Annotated in this window: 20 protein-coding genes; 7 read left to right on the top strand and 13 right to left on the bottom strand. The window is 69.3% G+C overall.

Features of this window, described 5'->3' with window-relative positions; genetic code table 11:
* Positions 1 to 32: 32 nt before the first annotated feature.
* Complete coding sequence (locus tag ACWGKQ_RS46555; RefSeq protein WP_453298163.1) at positions 33 to 320, top strand: ATP-binding protein; 288 nt, start codon at positions 33 to 35, stop codon at positions 318 to 320.
* A gap of 24 nt (positions 321 to 344) precedes the next feature.
* Here ACWGKQ_RS46555 and ACWGKQ_RS46550 read toward each other — a convergent pair whose 3' ends face one another.
* From ACWGKQ_RS46550 to ACWGKQ_RS46540, 3 genes are all read right to left on the bottom strand, one after another.
* On the bottom strand, positions 345 to 1,475 hold the full coding sequence (locus ACWGKQ_RS46550) for a catalase family protein (protein WP_453298162.1): 1,131 nt from the start codon (positions 1,473 to 1,475) through the stop codon (positions 345 to 347).
* A 78-nt stretch (positions 1,476 to 1,553) separates the two neighbouring features.
* Positions 1,554 to 2,906: a Dyp-type peroxidase gene (locus tag ACWGKQ_RS46545; protein ID WP_453298161.1), complete on the bottom strand. Its 1,353-nt coding sequence runs from the start codon at positions 2,904 to 2,906 to the stop codon at positions 1,554 to 1,556.
* Positions 2,907 to 2,960: 54 nt separating this feature from the next.
* A complete protein-coding gene (locus ACWGKQ_RS46540; protein ID WP_453298160.1) occupies positions 2,961 to 3,539 on the bottom strand; it encodes a hypothetical protein in 579 nt (192 codons plus the stop codon).
* 384 nt (positions 3,540 to 3,923) lie between these two features.
* Here ACWGKQ_RS46540 and ACWGKQ_RS46535 point away from each other — a divergent pair, with 384 nt between their 5' ends.
* Positions 3,924 to 4,601, top strand: a complete 678-nt coding sequence (locus ACWGKQ_RS46535) for a GAP family protein (protein WP_453298159.1) — start codon at positions 3,924 to 3,926, stop codon at positions 4,599 to 4,601.
* 81 nt (positions 4,602 to 4,682) lie between these two features.
* Positions 4,683 to 5,237: a hypothetical protein gene (locus tag ACWGKQ_RS46530; protein WP_453298158.1), complete on the top strand. Its 555-nt coding sequence runs from the start codon at positions 4,683 to 4,685 to the stop codon at positions 5,235 to 5,237.
* A 60-nt stretch (positions 5,238 to 5,297) separates the two neighbouring features.
* On the opposite strand, the gene ACWGKQ_RS46525 is transcribed toward ACWGKQ_RS46530, so the two are convergent.
* Entirely contained in the window at positions 5,298 to 5,882 is a 585-nt protein-coding gene (locus ACWGKQ_RS46525) for an exonuclease domain-containing protein (RefSeq protein WP_453298157.1), read from the bottom strand.
* 198 nt (positions 5,883 to 6,080) lie between these two features.
* Between ACWGKQ_RS46525 and ACWGKQ_RS46520 the strand changes: the two genes are divergently transcribed.
* The 3 genes from ACWGKQ_RS46520 (at position 6,081) to ACWGKQ_RS46510 (ending at position 7,712) form a co-directional block, all read left to right on the top strand.
* Positions 6,081 to 6,572, top strand: coding sequence for a DUF2975 domain-containing protein (locus ACWGKQ_RS46520; RefSeq protein ID WP_453298156.1), 492 nt, complete (start codon positions 6,081 to 6,083; stop codon positions 6,570 to 6,572).
* Positions 6,572 to 6,862, top strand: coding sequence for a helix-turn-helix domain-containing protein (locus ACWGKQ_RS46515; protein WP_453298155.1), 291 nt, complete (start codon positions 6,572 to 6,574; stop codon positions 6,860 to 6,862). Before ACWGKQ_RS46520 ends, ACWGKQ_RS46515 begins: the two co-directional genes overlap by 1 nt.
* Before the next feature lie 160 nt (positions 6,863 to 7,022).
* On the top strand, positions 7,023 to 7,712 hold the full coding sequence (locus tag ACWGKQ_RS46510; RefSeq protein WP_453298154.1) for a DUF899 domain-containing protein: 690 nt from the start codon (positions 7,023 to 7,025) through the stop codon (positions 7,710 to 7,712).
* Between the two features lie 389 nt (positions 7,713 to 8,101).
* Here the strand turns inward: ACWGKQ_RS46510 and ACWGKQ_RS46505 are convergent, their stop codons facing one another.
* On the bottom strand, positions 8,102 to 8,692 hold the full coding sequence (locus ACWGKQ_RS46505; protein ID WP_453298153.1) for a hypothetical protein: 591 nt from the start codon (positions 8,690 to 8,692) through the stop codon (positions 8,102 to 8,104).
* 50 nt (positions 8,693 to 8,742) lie between these two features.
* Here ACWGKQ_RS46505 and ACWGKQ_RS46500 point away from each other — a divergent pair, with 50 nt between their 5' ends.
* Positions 8,743 to 9,111 (top strand): GAP family protein, encoded by a 369-nt coding sequence (locus ACWGKQ_RS46500; protein ID WP_453298152.1) that lies wholly within the window; start codon positions 8,743 to 8,745, stop codon positions 9,109 to 9,111.
* Between the two features lie 322 nt (positions 9,112 to 9,433).
* On the opposite strand, the gene ACWGKQ_RS46495 is transcribed toward ACWGKQ_RS46500, so the two are convergent.
* The 8 genes from ACWGKQ_RS46495 to ndk form a co-directional block, all read right to left on the bottom strand.
* Positions 9,434 to 11,416 carry a TIGR03960 family B12-binding radical SAM protein gene (locus ACWGKQ_RS46495; RefSeq protein WP_453298151.1) on the bottom strand — a complete coding sequence of 661 codons (1,983 nt, stop codon included), beginning with the start codon at positions 11,414 to 11,416 and terminating at the stop codon, positions 9,434 to 9,436.
* 104 nt (positions 11,417 to 11,520) lie between these two features.
* Positions 11,521 to 13,026: a CYTH and CHAD domain-containing protein gene (locus tag ACWGKQ_RS46490; RefSeq protein ID WP_453298150.1), complete on the bottom strand. Its 1,506-nt coding sequence runs from the start codon at positions 13,024 to 13,026 to the stop codon at positions 11,521 to 11,523.
* Positions 13,027 to 13,162: 136 nt separating this feature from the next.
* The gene (gene rodA, locus ACWGKQ_RS46485; RefSeq protein WP_453298149.1) at positions 13,163 to 14,362 is read right to left on the bottom strand and encodes a rod shape-determining protein RodA; all 1,200 of its coding nucleotides are present in this window, start codon (positions 14,360 to 14,362) and stop codon (positions 13,163 to 13,165) included.
* On the bottom strand, positions 14,359 to 16,614 hold the full coding sequence (gene mrdA / locus ACWGKQ_RS46480) for a penicillin-binding protein 2 (protein WP_453298148.1): 2,256 nt from the start codon (positions 16,612 to 16,614) through the stop codon (positions 14,359 to 14,361). Before mrdA ends, rodA begins: the two co-directional genes overlap by 4 nt.
* 115 nt (positions 16,615 to 16,729) lie before the next feature.
* On the bottom strand, positions 16,730 to 17,407 hold the full coding sequence (mreD, locus tag ACWGKQ_RS46475) for a rod shape-determining protein MreD (RefSeq protein WP_453298147.1): 678 nt from the start codon (positions 17,405 to 17,407) through the stop codon (positions 16,730 to 16,732).
* Between the two features lie 14 nt (positions 17,408 to 17,421).
* Positions 17,422 to 18,375, bottom strand: coding sequence for a rod shape-determining protein MreC (mreC, locus tag ACWGKQ_RS46470; RefSeq protein ID WP_453298146.1), 954 nt, complete (start codon positions 18,373 to 18,375; stop codon positions 17,422 to 17,424).
* Positions 18,376 to 18,569: 194 nt separating this feature from the next.
* A complete protein-coding gene (locus ACWGKQ_RS46465; protein WP_046734341.1) occupies positions 18,570 to 19,589 on the bottom strand; it encodes a rod shape-determining protein in 1,020 nt (339 codons plus the stop codon).
* Between the two features lie 329 nt (positions 19,590 to 19,918).
* On the bottom strand, positions 19,919 to 20,332 hold the full coding sequence (gene ndk, locus ACWGKQ_RS46460) for a nucleoside-diphosphate kinase (RefSeq protein ID WP_453298145.1): 414 nt from the start codon (positions 20,330 to 20,332) through the stop codon (positions 19,919 to 19,921).
* Between the last annotated feature and the right edge of the window lie 128 nt (positions 20,333 to 20,460).

Genomic DNA, 20,460 nt, shown 5'->3' with positions numbered 1-20,460 from the left:
AACGCGTCAGCGGTCAGCTCGCCGCCTGGAAGGTGGCGGACGAAGACGCGTTCAACGCCGAACTCATCGTCAGCGAACTCGTCACCAACGCCCTCCGCTACGGCCGTCCCCCGCTGGAATTGCGCCTGATCCTCGATCACACACTGACCTGCGAAGTCACGGACCGCGCCACGACCACACCCCGGCTACGGCACGCACGTGCCACCGACGAGGGCGGGCGCGGCCTGTTCATCGTCGCGCAACTGGCCGAGGCCTGGGGAGCCCGTCACTCGGCCGACGGCAAGACCATCTGGACCGAACAGACACTCACCTCGGCCTGACCGACGGGCACCGGCCCTGCGGCGTCATCGGACCGGGCCGAGTACCTCGTCGGCGCTGCGGGGCTCGGTGCGCGGCTGTTGGTTGAGGTTGTGGCGGGCGATGGAGGACTGCCGGTAGACCTCCTTGCGGGCCCGCATGATGTTGCCCAGGGGTGCGTGCTCGGCGGTGACCCGCCAGGGCGTGAAGGAGAGTGCGTCCATCTTCTCCAGGTTCTCGGGACTGGAGATGTCCTGCTGCGGGAGCCGCAGCTTGGCCACGGTGAAGGACGGCGAGAGCTGTTCGGGCCACTCCACGGTGGTGTCCTCCACCGGCATGCGCTCCAGGTCGGTGCAGAGCTGGACCTGGATGTCGAAGGCGTAGGGCCCCTCCTGCAACTCTGCTTGCAGGGCCGGCCGGAAGACCTCCGCCGCCGAGGTCGGGTCGAGGGTGCGCCGGACCACCCCGGCGGCGGACGTCGGGTCGGGAGTGATGCGCACCTTGGCGATGTAGTCCCCGTGCCGGACCGCGCCCATCGTCCAGTAGCTCGACAGCAGTATGTTCACCGGAGGCGTCTTCGACAGGCGCAGGAAGGCCAGGAACTCGTCCCACGCCCAGTTGTCCTGGTCCAGCGTGCCCTTTCCGGTCACGAACTCGGTGAAGAAGCGATGTGCGCCGGGTCGGCCTTTAGAGAAGTAGGCCGGCGCGTTCAGGAACAGTTCCTGGATGAACAGGTAGTGCTCGACCGTGTTGCAGAAGAAGACCGGTCCGTTGATGTTGGCGTAGTCGAACGTGCCCGTGTCCGGTTCGTCGTCCAGCAGGGTCGGGCCGGGGATGCCGAACATCTTCAGCGCCAGTCCGGTGGCGGCCCCCAGTCGCGCGTCGGCCCCGGCGTGGGGCGAGCCGTTGGAGAAGCGGACCAGCGCGTCGTGGGTTCCCGGGGTCGCGTAGATGCCCTGGGCGTACTCCGGGGGCAGCCCGGCCAGGATCTCCACTTCTCCCCGGACCAGCCCGTAGCCCTTGGCATGGGCGTCGCGAAGGGCCCGCCCGGTGCCGCCGGCCTCGACGGACTCGGCGATGTAGCCCTCGGTCTTCTCGATCACCGTCTGCACGTCACGGTCGAAGTCCGGGGCGTCGTCCTCGACGTCCGGTGTGTAACGGACGAACTGTGCTGCCATGACTTCGCCCTCTCCTCCGGGAGACCGTGATCGCGCCTCAGGGGCTTGAATGTGTCCTCAGTCCTCAGTCCTCAGTCCTCAGTCCTCAAGTTCGGCGAGCCAGCGCAGGGCGCGCAGCCCCGGTACAAAGCAGTACTCACCGCCGCGGGTGACCACAAAGCTGGGAAGGTTCTGCAGACGACGCCGGACGGGCTTCTCCGGGATGGTGACGCTGCCGGTTCCGCCGTGGTGCCCGGCCACCGGGTCCTTCTCGCCGGGATAGCCGATGAAGTTGCCGTCGTTGACCCACTCGGCCTTGATGAACTCGAACTGCCGCTCCAGGTGGGCCCCGAGGAAGACTCCGACCAGGCCCCGGTCGGCGCCGTCGTCCTCCAGCACGCCCTCCGGCAGCGGCGGGCCGTAGGTGGTGCCACGGCGGATGAGGCGGTGCATCCGCGCGTCGCCGATGATGGTGGAATCGCGGGGGTTGGTGCGCCGGATGTGCGCACCGGCGGGGCACCGGTACCCCCGGTCGTCGTTCTCCCGGTACAGGAAATTGTTGACGCGGTGCGGGTCGGCCGCCAGCTCCGGGTCGTCGTGCTCCGGGGTCAGCGTCAGCGGCGCGCCGCTCGGCCAGCGCCCGACCATCTTCGCCGCCAGGAGTGCCTCCTCCTCGGCGCTGGAGGAGTTCGCACGCAGGTACCTGCGCCAGGCCGCCACGTTGGTGTGGACCTTGCGAACGGCCGCGTAGGTCCCGTTGCGTCCCAGCACATCAGGTTGGGGCATGGGCGGCAGGCTGCCGGTTTCGTCGGGGTAGCCGAGGATGAACTCGCCGGCCTTGATCGGGGCTTCCTGCGGGTTGGAGCCGGGCAGTCCGACGCCCTCGATGTTCGGATGGCTGATGCCGTCGCGGAAACCGAAGGTGGTGCGTCCGGTCGGGAGCTGGTGGACCTCCTGCTTCCAGATCACCCGGACACCGGGGGTGTCCTCGTAGGCGACCCGGGCCCGCGCCAACTCCTCGTCCAGCCGTCCCGTGTCGGAGGAGAGGGCGCTCAACGCGATGTGGATCTCGCCGGTTCCGAACGGTGCCTCCCAGTGGGCCGGTGCGCTCTCGCCCACGTCCCCGATCAGCTCCGCCCGAGCGGCCATGCCCTCGCGAAACGCCTGCGGAAAGCTGTCCAGCGACTCCTGCGGCAGCCCCAGGGCCCTCAGTCCCTGAAAGGTGATCGCCACGGCGACCCAGGCATCCGGGCTCCGGTCCGCGTCCGGCAGACCACCCGAGACCACCGGGAGCAGCCGACGCAGCAGGGCCCGCCCGGCGTGGCGGTCATCGACGCTCAGGAAGACGAACTTTCCCTCGTAGGGCACGGGCCGTGGACGCAGTGCCCCGCTCTGGACGTCGTCGATGTCGACGCTCAGGCCGGCCGCGCTGCTGCCGTCCGCTGTGTTCATGGTCGCCTGTGCCTCCGTAGTGGGCGGAATCCGAGGGTCGGCCGTGTCCGGGTTCTAGGCCGAGGCCTCCTCCAACAGCTTCTGGAAGGCCGGTGTGGCCATCAGCTCCGCATTGGCCGGGTTCTCCAGCGCCGCTCGGAACTCGGGGGTGTCCAGCACTTCCTGGAACGCGTCGTCCACGCGGTGGTCCTTCCAGATCTGCTGAACGGTCAGATCGGGGTACGAGCTGACGAAGACGCCCGCGGGCTCCTGATGGGCGACGAACCAGTCCTTCACCCCTGGATCGCTGACGCCGGGGAACCCTTCGCTGTGCGAGAAGATCCTGTCGAAGTTCGCCCCGACCACCGTCTTGCCGAAGTCGTCGATGTAGGTGTCCCAGGAGCCGTCGAAGACGCTCGCGAACATGAACTGGGTGTCATTGTCGAACAACACATGGCGTGCGTCGTGCAGGGTGCCGATCTCGCGCAGCGCAGCGCGGTTCTCCGTCCCGGCGATCCTGGCGAGATCCTCCCGCAGCGCGTCCGCATGGCCCGGCTTGATCTTGGTGAAGACGGTGAACTCACTGCAGACCCCGTCCGACCTGCCCGGGCGCTCGGGGTGAGCTGACTGGGTTGCGCCTGTGTTCGAAGCCATGGTGACGTCCTCCTGCCGCGGTCGGTGCGAGGGTCGTCCAGCGCCCGGACATGAGGCGTCATCGCCCTCACATATCAATCCTCACTGCGTATGTGCCGCCTTGCATCTCGGCCTCCGGACAGGTTCCGGGCGACGTCTCCGGCACGGTGCCGAGCGGGGCCGAGCGGGGCGCAACGCGGGTGCGGACCGCTGCCGGGGTGCTCACCTCTCCTCCCGAGAGGTTCCCGAGAGGCTCCCGAGAAGCTCCCAAGGACAGATCCGGCCAGGCGCAGGAAGATGGAACGGGGACGTGCCGCGTACGTCGTCGTCACCTTCTGAGGCAGCCACTCCCGCCACGCACTTGCTCAACCGGATCGCCACCCTGACCCCCACCTGGAGGCAACCATGGGCAAGGTTCTCGGTGACATTCTGGGTCTTGCGGCCGGCGTCGCGGTGAGCCCGCTCCCGATCATCGCCGTCATCCTCATCCTCGCCACACCCCGGGGACGCCTCAACGGAGTGCTCTTCACCGTCGGCTGGATCCTGGGACTCTCGGCACTGGGCGCGGTCATGCTGGCGATCGCCTCCCCCGCAGGCGCCTCCGCCCACAATCACCCGGCCACCTGGGTGGGAGCCCTCAAGCTCGCGCTGGGCCTGTTCCTCGTCGTCTTCGGCACCCGGCAGTGGCACCGGCGCCCGAGGGATCCGTCGGAAGCCCGGCTGCCGAAGTGGATGAGCGCGATCGACCGCCTCACACCCGTCAAGGTCTTCGCACTCGGTCTGGCCCTGGCCGCACTCAACGCCAAGAACGCCCCGCTCACCATCGCCGCGGGCGCCGCGATCGGCTCGGCCGGACTGCCACTCGGACAGCAGATCGCATCCCTGGCGATCTTCGTCGTGATCGCCACCCTCGGACTGCTGGTCCCACTCGGGGTCTTCCTGCTCGGGGGAGAACGGGCCAGGACCACCCTCGGCAACTGGAAGGACTGGGCAGCCCAGCACAACGTCGCCGTGATGGCGGTCCTGTTCTTCGTCCTCGGCCTGAAGCTCCTCGGCGACGGCATCGGCATCCTCGTCTCCTGACGTACCCGAACGACGCCGCGAAGCAGCACATGAGCGTCGTAACCTTGCCAGCGACGGGCGGACGGGGGGGGAAGGGTCGCCATGAGGGAACCGGGGGAACTGGGGGAACCGGGGGAACTGGCGGAACTCCAGGAATGGGTCGCACTGATCGATGCCTGCATCGAGCCCATCGCGAGGCGGCCGGTGGATCCCACCGATCCCGACTGGATGCGGAAGATGCGGGAGGGCCCGGATCCGCTGGACGAGGCGGGGGTCCGGCCGGAGGCCGAGGCGGCGCTGCGGGACGTGCTCTCCCGTTACGAGGAGGGCGACGACGACGTCCGGGCCTTCCTGCGAGCACTCCTGGAGCGGTGTCACTCGTTCCGCTGGGCGACGACGCTGCCCTTCGAGCCGACCTCCCGGGGCTTCCGGCAGCGACTGTTGACGATATCGGTCGGGGATCAGGACTTCGACACCCGGGACATGATGGTCGCCCTGCACGATCTGTGCGGGCAGGCCCGGGACGCCGGGGTCGGCATCCGGCCGCTCCTGCTGGAGGTGGCCGAGCTCTCCAGCGAGGTCGACAGGTACGGGATGGGTTCCACGCGGCACATCCTGCTCACGGCGGCCGGACGGGAGCCCTGCGGGCTCTGGTGAGGGCGGGGCCCGGGAACGGAGTGCCGTCGCCGCCTCCGGAACCGGGCGCGGGCCGGTGCGTCAGGCGGGGGGTTCCGCCGCGGCCGGCCAGGCGCCCCGGGCAGAGAGGTGAAGCACGAGGCCCGCGATGTTCCAGGCGTCGTCCTCGCCCCGGTGGTGACGGCCTTCGAGCCGCCGCCCGGCGATCTCCAGGGCCTGCGCCATGCCGGGGCGCTTACGCAGACCGTATGCCTCGGTGAAGACGGCCTTGGCGTTGGTGTGGTGGCGGCCGAAGGGGTAGGGCGTCCGTGCGGCCTGACACTGCCGGGTGAACTGGTGGCGGTCGTAGTCGCCCCAACTGACCCACGGCCGGGCGCCCGCGCGGTGCTCGGCCGCCAGCAGCCGGCACGCCTCGGCGAAGGTGACCCCGTGGTCGACCTCGGACCGGGTGAGGCCGGTCAGCTCCGTGCAGAACTCGCTGACCGTGGACCGGGCGGGCCGCACCAGGATCCGGTGCCGGGCGAGGCGCTCGCCGGCGCCCAGGTCGATGACGGTCAGCCCGATCTCGATGATCTCGCTGACCTGGCCGGGCGGCCGGGAACCCGACCAGCAGGTTGCTTCGACGTCCACGACATTGACGAGGCCCCCGGCCCAGGCGCTGTCCATGGCGGGAAGCGTAGGGAGGCGCGGCGGCCGCGGCACGTGATTTTCGAGGCGCCCCCGCCGTCGGCGGCGTCCCGCCACGGTGCGCGCCCTCCGTCCGCCCGCCGCCCGTCCGCCGTCTCACCCCTTGCCCGTCTCACCCCTTGCCCGACCTATCGACTTTCGATAGATTCCCATCGCAAGTCGATGGAAGGGTGAGTCGTGGGAAAGCTGACAGTGCGTGCGCTGCGCGCCGTGCTCGTGGTGGTGTTCACCGGCACCGTGTTCGTACAGGCGGGGATGGTGTGGGTGCTGGTCAGTGGGAGCGACCCGGAGGACGGGTCGCTCCCGCTGACCCCGCTGCGCGTGATCACGGCCCTCGGCATGGTGGCGGCCCAGGTCACCGTGGTCTGCGTATGGCGGCTGGTGACGATGGTGCGACGCGGAACGGTGTTCTCCCACGCCGCTTTCCGGTACGTGGACATGGTGATCGGCGCGATCGTGACGGCCGCCCTGCTGTGGTTCACGGTCACGGGCATCAACGCGCCGGGCCAGCGGGACGACCCGGGCGTCTCCATCATCATGGCCGGGATCGGCGTGGCCATCCTCGGGGTCGCGCTCATCGTGCTCGTGCTGCGGATGCTGCTCGCCCAGGCCGTCGCGCGCGACGTCGAAGCGGCGCAGATGCAGGCCGAGTTGGACGAGGTGATCTGATGCCCATCGTCGTCGACATCGACGTGATGCTGGCCAGGCGGAAGATGTCCGTGGGCGAGCTCGCGGACCGGGTGGGGATCACGCCCGCCAACCTGGCGGTACTCAAGAACGGCCGCGCCAAGGCGGTGCGGTTCGCGACGCTCGGCGCGCTCTGCGAGGTGCTCGAGTGCCAGCCGGGCGACCTGCTGCGCTGGGAGGCCGAGGACGCCGCGGCGGATGCGGCGGACGGCGTGCCCCGGGGCGAGCACGCTCACAGCACGGCGGTGCGGGCGCCGGGCCCGCGTTCCTGACCGACCGGGATGTGGGATGTGACCTCGATGGTGGTGCGTCGAGGGCCCCGGCCCCCTCCGCCGCGTTCGCCGCGTTCGCGGGCCGACCGATGAGTTCCGGAGCGCTGTGCGGTCTGCCCCTGTACAGGCCGAAGCCGCCCACGAGATCTGTGAGGGAACCATGACCGACCTCGCGCTGCCACCCGTCGTCGACGCCGCGACCTGGGAACGCCGGCTCGACGCACTGCGTGCCCGGGAGAAGGCCGCGACCCGGGAGCTCGACGCCATTGCCGCCGAGCGCCGCCGCCTGCCGATGGCCGAGATGCCCGACTACACACTCGAGGGCGAGGACGGCCCCGTTCGGCTGGCGGACGTCTTCGAGGGGAAGCGGCAGCTGATCGTCTACAACCACATGTGGTTCGCCGGCAAGGAATGGCAGTGCCCGGGCTGTACGGGGTTCACCTCGCAATACACCCGCCTGGAGTTCCTGGACGCCTACGATGCGCGTTTCGTCGTCGTCACCCAGGGTCCGATCAAGGAGGCGCTCGCCTACAAGCAGCGGGTCGGCAACCGGATGGCGTGGTACTCGACCGCCGACAGCCCGTTCGGGTCGGACGTCGGCGCACCGCCCGGCGGAGGATTCGCGGTCAACGTGTTCCTGCGCGACGGCGACACCGTCTACCGCACCTGGCATACCAACGGCCGGGGCACCGAGCAGCTCAGCCACAGCTTCGCGCTGATCGACCTCCTGCCGTACGGACGTCAGGAGGAATGGCAGGACTCGCCCGAGGGCTGGCCCCAGTCCCCCACCTACAGCCGGTGGGCGACGTCCGAGAACATCGCCGCGCGCTACGGCCCGGGTGCCGGCTGAACCCGTCACGCACGGACGCGAAGGAGGCTGCCGGCACCCGAGGGCGAGGACGCGAACGCCTCAGCGCGCGTGCCCGCCGGGTGCCGCCGCGCCGTTCTTGACCGTCAGAGGCAGCAGCTTCTTGCCCGCCGGCCCCACCTGGATGCTCGTGTCCATGGCCGGGCAGTGAGACCCTCACAACCACACGGGCCGGTCATCAGGCCGGGCCGAGTACCTCGTCGGCGCTGCGGGGCTCTGTGCGCGGTCGCCGGTTGAGGTTGTGGCGGGCGATGGAGGACCTCCTTGCGGGCCCGCATGATGGTGCCCAGGGCCCTGCAACGGCCGGTGCGCGTCCGCCGATACGGTCCACCCATGGTGGGTGGGTTCCGAGGGACGGCCGTGTCAGGGGGCTACGCCGAGGCTTCCTCCAACAGCTTCTGGAAGGCCGGTGTGGCCACCAGCTCCGCGTTGGCCGGGTTCTCCAGCGCCGCTCGGAACTCGGCGGTGTCCAGCACTTCCTGGAACGCGTCGTCCACGCGGTGGTCCTTGTAGATCTGCTGAACGGTCAGATCGGGATAGGCACTGACGAAGACCCCCGCGGGCTCCTGATGGGCGACGAACCAGTCCTTCGCCCCTGGATCCTTGACCCCGGGGAACCCGTCGCTGTGCGAGAAGACCTTGTCGAAGCGGGCCCCGACCACCGTCTGGGCGAAGTCGTCGATGTAGGTGTCCCAGGAGCCGTCGAAGACGCTGGCGAACATGAACCGCGTGTCGTCGTCGAAGATCACGTGCCGTGCGTCATGCAGGGTGCCGATCTGGCGCACCGCCGCATGGACCTTCTCGTCGTCCGCCGCCTCCGACAGCGCGGCGAGATCCTTGCGCAGCGCGTCCGCATGGCCCGGCTTGATCTTGGTGAAGACGGTGAACTCACTGCAGACCCCGTCCGACCTGCCCGGGCGCTCGGGGTGAGCTGACTGGGTTGCGCCTGTGTTCGCAGTCATCGTGACGTCCTCCTGCCGCGATGCGCGCGAGGGTCGCCCAGCGTCCGAACATGAGGCGCCATCGCCCTCACCTCTTCATCCTGGCCACGTACGACTCGTCTCGCATCCCCTGCCAGTCTGGCCCTGGCGCACTCAACGCCAAGAACGCCCCGCTCACCATCGCCGCGGGCGCCGCGATCAGCTCGGCCGGACTGCCACTCGGACAGCAGATCGCATCCCTGGCGATCTTCGTCGTGATCGCCACCCTCGGACTGCTGGTCCCACTCGGGGTCTTCCTGCTCGGGGGAGAACGGGCCAGGACCACCCTCGGCAACTGGAAGGACCGGGCAGCCCAGCACAACGTCGCCGTGATGGCGGTCCTGTTCTTCGTCCTCGGCCTGAAGCTCCTCGGCGACGGCATCGGCATCCTCGTCTCCTGACGGGCAGACGCGGGGCGGAGGCAGAAGGGAACGCCGGCCCGGATGGGAGCGGGCCCGCCAGCAGATGCCAAGGAGCCCCCTCCCCATCGGGGGAAGGAGCTCAACAGGTGCGGCCAAACAAACCAAGAACGGTCTTCAGACCCACTCCCGTTCGGAGACGATCTGCGAAGCGCCTCCGGGGCTCGGCAGCGGCGTCCGAAGAACGCACTGCGGGGCCGGCAGCCGACGACCAGACGCACCGAGAGCAGCCAAGGCAGCGGTTACCTCGTCGTCGGCCGCCCCCGCCGGCGCCTCCATCACCCGATCGAGTGCCTCGCCCCCCTCAGTGCGTGTGACCGCTCGAAGACGGCGCCGGCGCCGCGTTCTTGACCGTCAGAGGCAGCAGTTTCTTGCCCGTCGGCCCCACCTGGATGCTCGTGTCCATGGCCGGGCACACCCCGCAGTCGAAGCAGGGTGTCCAGCGGCAGTCCTCGACCTCTGTCTCGTCGAGGGCGTCCTGCCAGTCCTCCCAGAGCCAGTCCTTGTCCAGACCCGAGTCGAGGTGGTCCCAGGGGAGGACCTCCTCGTAGCCGCGTTCGCGGGTGGTGTACCAGTCGACGTCCACGCCGGTGGGGGCCAGGGCCTTGTCGGCGCAGGCCATCCAGCGGTCGTAGGAGAAGTGCTCGCGCCAGCCGTCGAAGCGGCCGCCGTCCTCGTAGACCGCGCGGATCACGGCGCCGATGCGGCGGTCGCCGCGGGAGAGCAGGCCCTCGACGATGCCGGGCTTGCCGTCGTGGTAGCGGAAGCCGATCGAGCGGCCGTACTTCTTGTCGCCGCGGATCTTGTCCCGCAGCTTCTCCAGGCGCGCGTCCGTCTCCTGCGCCGACAGCTGCGGGGCCCACTGGAAGGGGGTGTGGGGCTTGGGGACGAAGCCGCCGATGGAGACCGTGCAGCGGATGTCGTTCGAGCGGGAGACCTCGCGGCCCTTGGCGATGACCTTCGTCGCCATGTCGGCGATCTGGAGGACGTCGTCGTCCGTCTCGGTGGGCAGGCCACACATGAAGTACAGCTTCACCTGGCGCCAGCCGTTGCCGTAGGCCGTCGACACCGTACGGATCAGGTCGTCCTCGGAGACCATCTTGTTGATGACCTTGCGGATGCGTTCCGAGCCGCCTTCGGGGGCGAAGGTCAGGCCGGAGCGGCGGCCGTTGCGGGTCAGTTCGTTGGCCAGGTCGATGTTGAAGGCGTCGACGCGGGTGGAGGGGAGGGAGAGGCCGATCTTGTCCTCGGTGTAGCGGTCGGCGAGGCCCTTGGCGATGTCGCCGATCTCCGAGTGGTCCGCGGAGGAGAGGGAGAGGAGGCCGACCTCTTCGAAGCCGGTGGCCTTCAGGCCCTTGTCGACCATCTCGCCGATGCCGGTGATCGAGCGCTCGCGCACCGGGCGGGTGATCATGCCGGCCTGGCAGAAGCGGCAGCCGCGCGTGCAGCCGCGGAAGATCTCCACGGACATGCGCTCGTGGACCGTCTCGGCGAGCGGGACCAGGGGCTGCTTCGGGTACGGCCACTCGTCCAGGTCCATGACGGTGTGCTTGGAGACGCGCCACGGGACGCCCGACTCGTTGGGGACCACGCGGGCGATACGGCCGTCGGGGAGGTACTCGACGTCGTAGAACGCCGGGATGTAGACGGAGCCGGTCTTCGCCAGGCGGAAGAGGACCTCCTCGCGGCCGCCGGGACGGCCCTCCGCCTTCCACTCGCGGATGATCTTCGTCATGTCCAGGACGGCCTGCTCGCCGTCGCCGATGATCGCCGCGTCGATGAAGTCCGCGATCGGTTCCGGGTTGAAGGCCGCGTGGCCGCCGGCGAGGACGATCGGGTCGTCGATCGTGCGGTCCTTGGACTCCAGGGGGATCCCGGCCAGGTCCAGGGCCGTGAGCATGTTCGTGTAGCCCAGCTCCGTGGAGAAGGACAGGCCGAACACGTCGAAGGCGCCCACCGGGCGGTGGCTGTCCACCGTGAACTGGGGCACGCGGTGCTCGCGCATCAGCGCCTCCAGGTCCGGCCACACGCTGTAGGTGCGCTCGGCGAGGACGCCCTCCTGCTCGTTGAGCACCTCGTAGAGGATCATGACGCCCTGGTTGGGCAGGCCCACCTCGTACGCGTCCGGGTACATGAGCGCCCAGCGCACGTCGCAGGTCTCCCACGGCTTGACCGTGGAGTTGAGCTCTCCGCCGACGTACTGGATCGGCTTCTGCACATGCGGGAGCAGAGCTTCGAGCTGCGGGAACACAGACTCGGCGACCTGAGAGGCGGCTTCGGCAGGCATCTCGCGGACCTTTGTGAGGTGGCTGGGGGGTGCCCTCCGGCCGGTGGCCGGGAAGGGTGACCATCTAGCCTAACCCGGTCGGCGACCTCCCCCGTACGCCCGGATCACACCGGCGCCCCGGCCCTGATCTTCTCCCAGGCCTCCGGTACCCCTGCCTCCACCGCCGCCGCCCGCTGTTCCTCGTGGCCGTACAGCAGCCCGTACGTGAACGTGCTCTCCCCCGCCGCGTGGGCCACCGCCGACAGCTCGCGCAGCGTCTCGCGGGCCATCACGCTGTCCTGGTGCTCGCCGAGCATGGTCTGGAGCGACTTCATGGACTTGACCATGGTCTTCGCCGGCTTGCCGAGTGCGGGGCCGGCGGTCTCGGCCGCGTAGCGGGTGCGCTTGGCCTTCTTGCGGGCCTCGTGCAGACCGAGGTCGCGGTCGTGGCCGGGGGGCTGTGCCATGCCCGTCTCGATCAGGCCGGTGACCTTGTCGAAGTCCTTGCGTACGGCCGAGCCGAGCACCTTCTCCGGGTCCCTGGCCGCCGCCTTCAGCAGGGGCGGGTCGGCGGCCAGCGCGTCCAGGGTGTCGAGGAGCGCCAGGTAGCGCTCGGAGTCCAGGACGCCGAGGAGCCGGCTGCGGGAGCCGCGTCCGCTCGCCTCGGCCCAGCCGCGCAGGCGGTCGTGGACGGGGCCGTCGACGAGGGCGGGGGGTACGTCGGCGAGGGCCGACATCAGGCGTTCGGCGAGGACCTCCTGGTCGCGGCCCACGCCCAGTTCGCCGGCCAGCCATTTCAGCTCGTCGGCGACCGGGTCGGTGACCTCGCGGTCGAGGACCTTGCCGAAGGTGCGGAAGGTGCTGCGCAGCCGGCGGGTGGCGACCCGCATGTCGTGCACGGCTTCCTCGGTGTCCAGGCGGACGGCCGGGTCGAGCTCGACGATGGCGTCGCGCTGGGCGCGGACGTAGGCCATGACGTGGTCGCCGGCCGTGACCGGTGCGGCGGAGCCGGTCTTCGGCGGGCGCGGCTTGCCGCCCTTGGTCTCGGCGAGGGCGCGGGCCAGTTTCGACGCGGACTTCGAGGGGCGTACGCCCGCCTTGCGCAACCGTTTCTCCACCTTGTCGAGGAAGGCGGGGTCGCCGCCGTCGGCGAGTTCCACCTCGATCTCGGTCCACTGCGCCCTGCCCTGGCCGCCGAAGAGCCGGTCGGCCCGGACGCGGTCCACGCTCACCTCGGCGAGCAGGGCGCCGTCGGCGTCGACGAGGTGGCGGACGTCGCGGGTGGTGCGCAGCCGGACCACCGGGACCAGCCGGCCCTCGCGGACCCGGGAGCGGGCCAGGGCGGCGAGCTCCTCGGGGAGGGTGTCGGAGAGGGGAGCGTGGATCTCGTCCCGGACGCCGGGGGCGACGGGGAGTTTGAGGTGCCAGCCCGCGTCGCTGCCTCCGCTGCGGTGGCGCAGGGTGACTCTGGCCGAGGCCAGGCGCAGGTCGGAGGTGTCGTGGTAGGTCGCGTCGAGTTCGGCGGTGCCCTTGTCCACGACGTTCGCCACTCCGGCGACGCCGGTCAGGTCGGGCAGGCCGCTGTCGTCGGATTCATACTTGCGCTCGATTTCACGCTTCGTATCCGCCATGAGCTGAATCTAGTGGTCGGGCCGCCGCAGAGGCAGAGGCCAAAGTGGGTAAATCACAGGGAAACCGAATTGATACGAGAGGTGAACATACCGGGACCGATGTGTTCACCTCTCGGGGTTCCCCCGGCGCGGCCGGCTATGCCGACATCGGGCGCTGCACTCTGATCGACTGCAGCAGCCCCACCGCCACCCACACCGCGAACATCGACGAACCGCCGTACGACACGAACGGCAGCGGAAGACCGGTGACCGGCATGATCCCGAGGGTCATACCGATGTTCTCGAACGCCTGGAACGCGAACCACGCCACGATCCCCGCCGCGACGATCGTGCCGTACAGCTCGGTCGTCTCGCGGGCGATACGGCACGCGCGCCACAGGACGACGCCGAGGAGCAGGATGATCAGACCCGCGCCGACGAAGCCCAGCTCCTCCCCCGCGACCGTGAAGACGAAGTCGGTCTGCTGCTCGGGGACGAACTGGCCGGTGGTCTGCGAGCCGTGGAACAGCCCCGCGCCGGTCAGGCCGCCCGAACCGATGGCGATGCGGGCCTGGTTGGTGTTGTAGCCGACGCCGGAGGGGTCGAGGCTCGGGTTGGCGAAGGCCGCGAAGCGGGCGATCTGGTACTCGTCCAGGATGTGCAGCTGCCAGATGGCGATGCAGCCGGTCACACCGGCGGCGAGCAGGCCGAAGATCCAGCGGTTGGAGGCGCCGGAGGCGAGCAGCACGCCGAGGATGATGGTCACCATCACCAGGACCGTGCCGAGGTCGGGCATGAGCAGCACGATCAGGATCGGGACCGAGGCCAGGCCCAGGGACTGCAGGACGGTGCGGTGGTCGGGGTACTTCTTGTCACCGGCGTCCACCCTCGCCGCCAGTATCATCGCCATGCCCAGAATGATCGTGATCTTCACGAACTCGGCGGGCTGCAGCGAGAAGCCGCCGCCGAGGACGATCCAGTTGCGGCTGCCGTTGATGGTGGCGCCCAGCGGGGTCAGCACCGCGAGGATGCCCAGCAGGGACAGGCCGTAGAGGATCGGCACGGCGTTGCGGAGCTGGCGGTGGCCGACCCAGATGGTGCCGATCATCAGGGCGAGCCCGATGCCGGTGTTCATGAGGTGCCGGACCAGGAAGTAGTACTGGTCGCCCTGGTTGATCTCGGTGCGGTTGCGGGTCGCCGAGTAGACCAGCACCGAACCGAGCAGGGACAGGGCGATCCCCGCCAGCAACATCGGCCAGTCCAGCCGGCGGGCCATCGAGTCCCGGGCGAAGACCCGGGTCCAGCCGGCCCGCGCCGGGCCGTATCCGGAGACGGAGAAGCTGTTGACGCCGGTCATGTGAGCATCCTCCGGCTTCCCCTCTTGCGCGGCCGCCTTCGGGTGGTGCGGTTGCCTGTGGACGGGGAGGCCGTGGTGGCGGCCGGGGTCTGCCCGTTGTCGGTGCTCTTGTCGCCCTGCTGGGAGAAGACCTGGAAGTCCTTCGCCGGGTCCTTGGAGATCTTCGGGGCCGCGATGGTGCCGTCCGTGCGGACCTTCGGCAGGCCCGTCTGCGGGGTGTAGAGCAGCGCCTTCGACTTGTCGATGGAGCCGTCCGCGGCGACGCCGTAGAGCGCGCTGTAGATGTTGCGGACCGCCTCGCCGGAGGCACCGGAACCGGTACCGGCCTGGGCGATGGTCATGATGACCGTGTAGTCCTTGCTGTAGGTGGCGAGCCACGACGTGGTCTGCTTGCCGTAGACCTCGGCGGTACCGGTCTTGCCGTGCAGGGCGATCTTGTCCTGCGGCCAGCCGCCGAACTTCCACGCCGCCGTACCGCGCGTGATGACGCCCGCGAAGGCCTCGTCCATGCCCTTGAGGGTGGCCTGGGTGACGGGCAGCTTGCGGACCGCCTTGGGCTTGATCTCCTGGACGGTCTTGCCGTCGGCGGAGACGATCGCCTTGCCGATGGTCGGCTGGTACTCGGTGCCGCCGTTGGCCACGGCGCCGTAGATCATCGCCTCCTGTATCGGCGTGACGAGGGTGTCGCCCTGGCCGATGGAGTAGTTGATCTCGTCGCCCTCGCGCATCTTGTTGCCTTCGAGGCAGTTCTCGTACTCGATCTTCTGGACGTAGCTGCCGTCCTTCTTGCCGGACTTGCACCAGGCGACCTTGTTGGCCTTCCAGTAGTCGAGCTTCCACTGGCGGTCGGGGATGCGGCCGGTGACCTCGTTGGGCAGGTCGATGCCGGTCTCCTTGCCGAGGCCGAACTGGTGGGCGGTCTTGAAGAAGTAGTCCTTCGGCTCGCCCTTCTTCGGGTTGATGCCGCCGTCCTTCTTCCACTCGCGGTCAGCGAGGCCGTAGAAGACGGTGTCGCAGGAGACCTCCAGGGCGCGGCCCAGCGAGATGTCGCCGAAGTTCTCGCCCTCGAAGTTCTTGAAGACCTGGCCGCCCACCGAGTAGGAGCTGGTGCAGGGGTAGCCGCCGTCCCACGCGTAGCCGGCGTTGACCGCGGCGGCCGTGGAGACCACCTTGAACGTCGAACCGGGCGCCGCCTGACCCTGTATGGCCCTGTTGAGCAGCGGATAGTCGGAGTTCTTGCCGGTGAGGGCCTTGTAGTCCTTGGCGGAGATGCCGCCGACCCAGACGTTCGGGTCGTAGGTCGGGGCGGAGGCCATGGCGACGATCCGGCCGGTCTTGGCCTCCATCACGACGACGGCGCCGGAGTCGGCCTTGTAGTTCTCGTGGGTGATGCTGTCGTACTGCTGGCGGGCGGCCTTCATGGCCTTGTCCAGCTCGTTCTCCGCGACCCGCTGCACCCGGGAGTCGATGCTGGTGACCAGGTTCGAACCGGGCTCGGCGGCATCGGACTTGGCCTTGCCGATGACCCGGCCGAGGTTGTCGACCTCGTAGCGGGTGACGCCGGCCTTGCCGCGCAGCTCCTTGTCGTACTCGCGCTCCAGCCCGGAGCGGCCGACCATGTCGGAGCGCAGGTAGGGCGAGGAGGTGTCCTTGGCCTGCTCGATCTCGTCGTCGGTGACCGGGGAGAGGTAGCCGAGGACCTGGGCGGTGTTGGACTTGCCGGGGCTCGCGTAGCGGCGGACGGCCTCGGGCTCGGCGGTGATGCCGGGGAAGTCCTCGGAGCGCTCGCGGATCTGGAGGGCCTGCTTGGCGGTGGCCTTGTCGGTGATCGGGATCGGCTGGTACGGCGAGCCGTTCCAGCAGGGCTGGGGGGTCTTGGCGTCGCAGAGGCGGACCTTCTGCATGACGTCCTCGGGCTTCATCCCGAGGACGCCGGCGAGCTTGGTCAGGACCGCCTTGCCGTCGTCCTTCTGCTTGAGCAGGTCGGTACGGGAGGCGGAGACGACCAGCCGGGTCTCGTTGTCCGCGAGGGGGACTCCGCGGGCGTCCAGGATCGAGCCGCGCACGGCGGGCTCGACGACCTGCTGGACGTGGTTGCCGGAGGCCTCCTTCTGGTACTCGGCGCCTTCCCGGATCTGCAGGTACCACAGGCGGCCGCCGAGGGTGCCGAGCAGGGAGAGGACGAGGATCTGGATGACGACGAGACGGATCTGGACGCGTGGGGTCCGTCCGGTCTCGGGAATGTTGGTCACTGGGTTGCCTCCCCCTTTCCCTGCACGAAGGCGCGTGCGCGTACGAATGATGAACGACGGACCTGTGAGGCCGCGTTCCGCCCCGGTGCCCCCGTTCGGGTGAACTGCGCCGCGTTCACAGGCGCTTGACCCCCTTGATGCGGCCGACGCGGACGTTGCGGGTGCGGGCCCTGGCCTTGAGGGCACCGAAACCGCCGCGCTGCCCGCCGATGCGCATTCCGGTGCCGGAGGAGATCCAGCCGGAGGAGATGTCCCCGGCCTTGCCGCCGGAGTTGGCCTCCGTGAGCGGGTCGCCGTCCGCGCGGCGGGCCAGGGCCATGACGCCGGGGACCACGAACGGGGCGAGCAGCAGGTCGTACAGGGCGGCCGTGATCAGCAGGCTGGTCATGCCGACGTGCCGGGCCGCGGTGTCGCCGACGAGGGCGCCGACGCCCGCGTAGAGCAGGGTGGAGCCGACGGCGGCGGCGACCACGACGAGCATCGGGCCGGTCGCGGACTTCAGGCGGCCGTTCTCCGGCTTGATGAGGCCGGCGAAGTAGCCGACGACGCAGAGCACCAGGGCGTAGCGGCCGGCCGCGTGGTCGGCGGGCGGGGCGAGGTCGGCGAGGAGTCCGGCGCCGAAGCCGACGAGGGCGCCGCCGACATGGCCGTAGACCATGGCGAGGCCGAGGACGGTGAGGAGCATGAGGTCGGGGACGGCGCCCGGCAGGTGCAGGCGGGCGAGGACGCTCACCTGGATCACCAGGGCGACGACGACCAGGGCGGAGGAGAGCAGGATCCGGTTGACGCGCATGGGGGATTCAGCTCCTACTGCTGCTGGCCGGTGGTGTCGGTGCCGTTCGCGCTCGCGTCGGCGGACGGGGTGACCGTGACGGTCACCGTCGGGGTCGGGGTCGGTTTGGGCTTGGCCGGGAGCACTTCGTCGCGCGGGTCCTTCTTCGGTGCCTCGACGACCACGCCGACGATGTCGAGCTTGGTGAAGGACACGAACGGCGTGACGTAAAGGGTGCGGGTGAGGCCGCCGTTGGACGGGCCGACGCTGGTGACCGTGCCGACCGGGACGCCGGGCACGAACGGCTTGTCGTTCTGGGAGCCGAAGGTGACCAGCCGGTCGCCCTTCTTCACCTCCGCCTTGCCGTTGAGGAGTTCGACGCGCAGCGGGCGGTCGCCCTGGCCGGAGGCGAAGCCGAGTTCGTCGCTGCCCTCCATGCGGGTGCCGACGGTGAAGTCGGGGTCGTTGGCGAGCAGCACGGTGGAGGCGTCCGGGCCGACGGTGGTCACGCGGCCGACCAGGCCGTTGCCGTTGAGGACGGTCATGTCGCGTTTGATGCCGTCGTTGTAGCCGACGTCGATGGTGATGGTCCAGGAGAAGCCCTGCGCCGACCCTATGGCGATGACCTGGGCGCCCTTGATGCCGTACTGGCCCTCGGCGGCGATGTTCAGCATCTTGTCGAGCTGCTGGAGGCGGCTGCGGTTGCGGTCGTCGCTGCCGAGCTTCGCCTTGAGGGTCGCGTTCTGCTGCTCCAGGCGGGCCAGCCGGTCGTGGCGTTCGCCGGAGTCGCGGACGGCGGAGACGGCGTTTCCGACCGGGTCCACCACCGTCGACATGCCGTTCTCGATCGGGCCGAAGACCGCGGCCGCGGCCTGCCGGGCGCCGTCCACCGGGGAGTTCCTGCCGCCTCGGATGTCCACCGTGATCAGCGCGAACGCGATGGCGATCAGCAGCACCAGGAGCAGCCGGCTCTCTTTCGTGTCCCTCACGTGCGGCGGCCGTGCCTTCCTCAATAGGAACCTGCGGGGCTTGATTGCGGGAGCTTGTGAAGCATGTGGGGCATGTGGGGGGGCGCGCGGAGGCTTGTGGGGGTGGAACTCGCTGCCTGCGAGCCTATGCCTCCATATCAACGATCCGCCGCACGAGAGGAGATCATCTCGCACGGCGGAATCGAAGAGTTACGTCATCTGCGCGGCTGGGCGTCCAGGACCTGCTGGAGCGCCTCGAACTCCTCGACGCACTTGCCGGAGCCGAGCGCCACGCTGTCCAGCGGGTCCTCGGCGATGTGGATCGGCATGCCGGTCTCCCGGCGCAGCCGCTCGTCCAGGCCGCGCAGCAGGGCTCCGCCGCCGGTCAGAACGATTCCCCTGTCCATGATGTCGCCGGACAGCTCCGGCGGGCACTTGTCGAGGGTGGTCTTCACGGCGTCGACGATCGCGTTGACGGGCTCCTCGATCGCCTTGCGGACCTCGGCGGCCGAGATGACCACGGTCTTCGGCAGCCCGGACACCAGGTCCCGGCCGCGGATCTCGGTGTGCTCGTCGGAGTCGAGTTCGTACGCCGAACCGATCGTGATCTTGATCTGCTCGGCCGTCCGCTCACCGAGGAGGAGGCTGTACTCCTTCTTGATGTGCTGGATGATCGCGTTGTCCAGCTCGTCACCCGCGACGCGGATGGACTGGGCGGTGACGATGCCGCCGAGCGAGATGACCGCGACCTCCGTGGTGCCGCCGCCGATGTCCACCACCATGTTGCCGGTGGCCTCGTGGACCGGCAGGCCGGAGCCGATGGCGGCGGCCATGGGCTCTTCGATGATGTGCACCTGGCGGGCACCGGCCTGCGAGGACGCCTCGATGACGGCACGGCGCTCGACACCGGTGATACCGGAGGGCACGCACACCACGACACGCGGACGGGCCAGGTAGCGCCGCTTGTGGATCTTCAGGATGAAGTAGCGGAGCATCCGCTCGGTGATCTCGAAGTCGGCGATCACGCCGTCCTTCAGCGGACGTACGGCGACGATGTTCCCGGGCGTGCGCCCGATCATCTTCTTCGCCTCGGCGCCGACCGCCAGAATTCCACCGGTGTTCGTATTGATCGCGACAACGGACGGCTCGTTGAGTACGATCCCGCGACCCCTGACGTACACCAGCGTGTTGGCGGTCCCGAGGTCGACAGCCATGTCACGGCCGATGAACGACATTGAGTTCCCCATCAGGATTCGTCTGGCCTTCCCGGGAGCTTTTGAGGGCATTTCAGGTCGGCGAAGTTGGTGCTGTGACGTGAAGGCTTCCATCGTAGACGCGCCTGCACGAACACTGCGCGAGGGTCTTCGCCATTGTCAGCACGTGTACAGCCGCCTCGCTTGTGGAGACGGTCCGACGGGGCCACTCGTTCCCCCGATCGGCACGCATATGCCGAGGGACGGCCGAAATCGTCCGGCCGTCCCAGGTCATGCAGCTCAGTGGGCTGACGCCTCGTCAAAAACTTCCACCAAAACTCCGTACGGGTCCTTTGCGGGACCCGGAAGGGCTATGCGCGGCCCGGGAAGAAGATCTTGATCTCGCGCTCGGCGGACTCCTCGGAGTCGGACGCGTGGATCAGGTTCTCACGGACGATCACGCCGAAGTCGCCGCGGATGGAACCGGGCGCGGCGGCGATCGGGTCGGTGGGGCCGGCCAGCGCGCGGACGCCCTCGATGACCCGGTCGCCCTCGGCGATCAGGGCGACGACCGGACCCGACGCCATGAACTCGACCAGCGGCTCGTAGAACGGCTTGCCGACGTGCTCGGCGTAGTGCTGCTCCAGCGTGGCGCGCTCCAGGGTGCGCAGCTCCAGCGCGGTGATCTGCCAGCCGGCCTTGCGCTCGATGCGGCTGATGATCTCGCCGGTCAGGCCCCGACGAACGGCGTCGGGCTTGAGCAGGACGAGGGTGCGCTGAGTCACGGGAGGGCTCCTTCGGTACTGGCCGGGTGCGGTGAGGAGAGGCTACAGGGCTGGTCTGAGCGTCCTTACACAGTGTGCGGGGGTCCGGGGTCGGGGCGCGTGTGGGTGGGGGGCGCGTGCGCGTCCCC

This window comes from Streptomyces sp. NPDC054770 (genome assembly GCF_053611985.1).
Note: the sequence above shows the minus strand (reverse complement) of the source record. Positions and strands in the feature narration are given on the sequence as shown.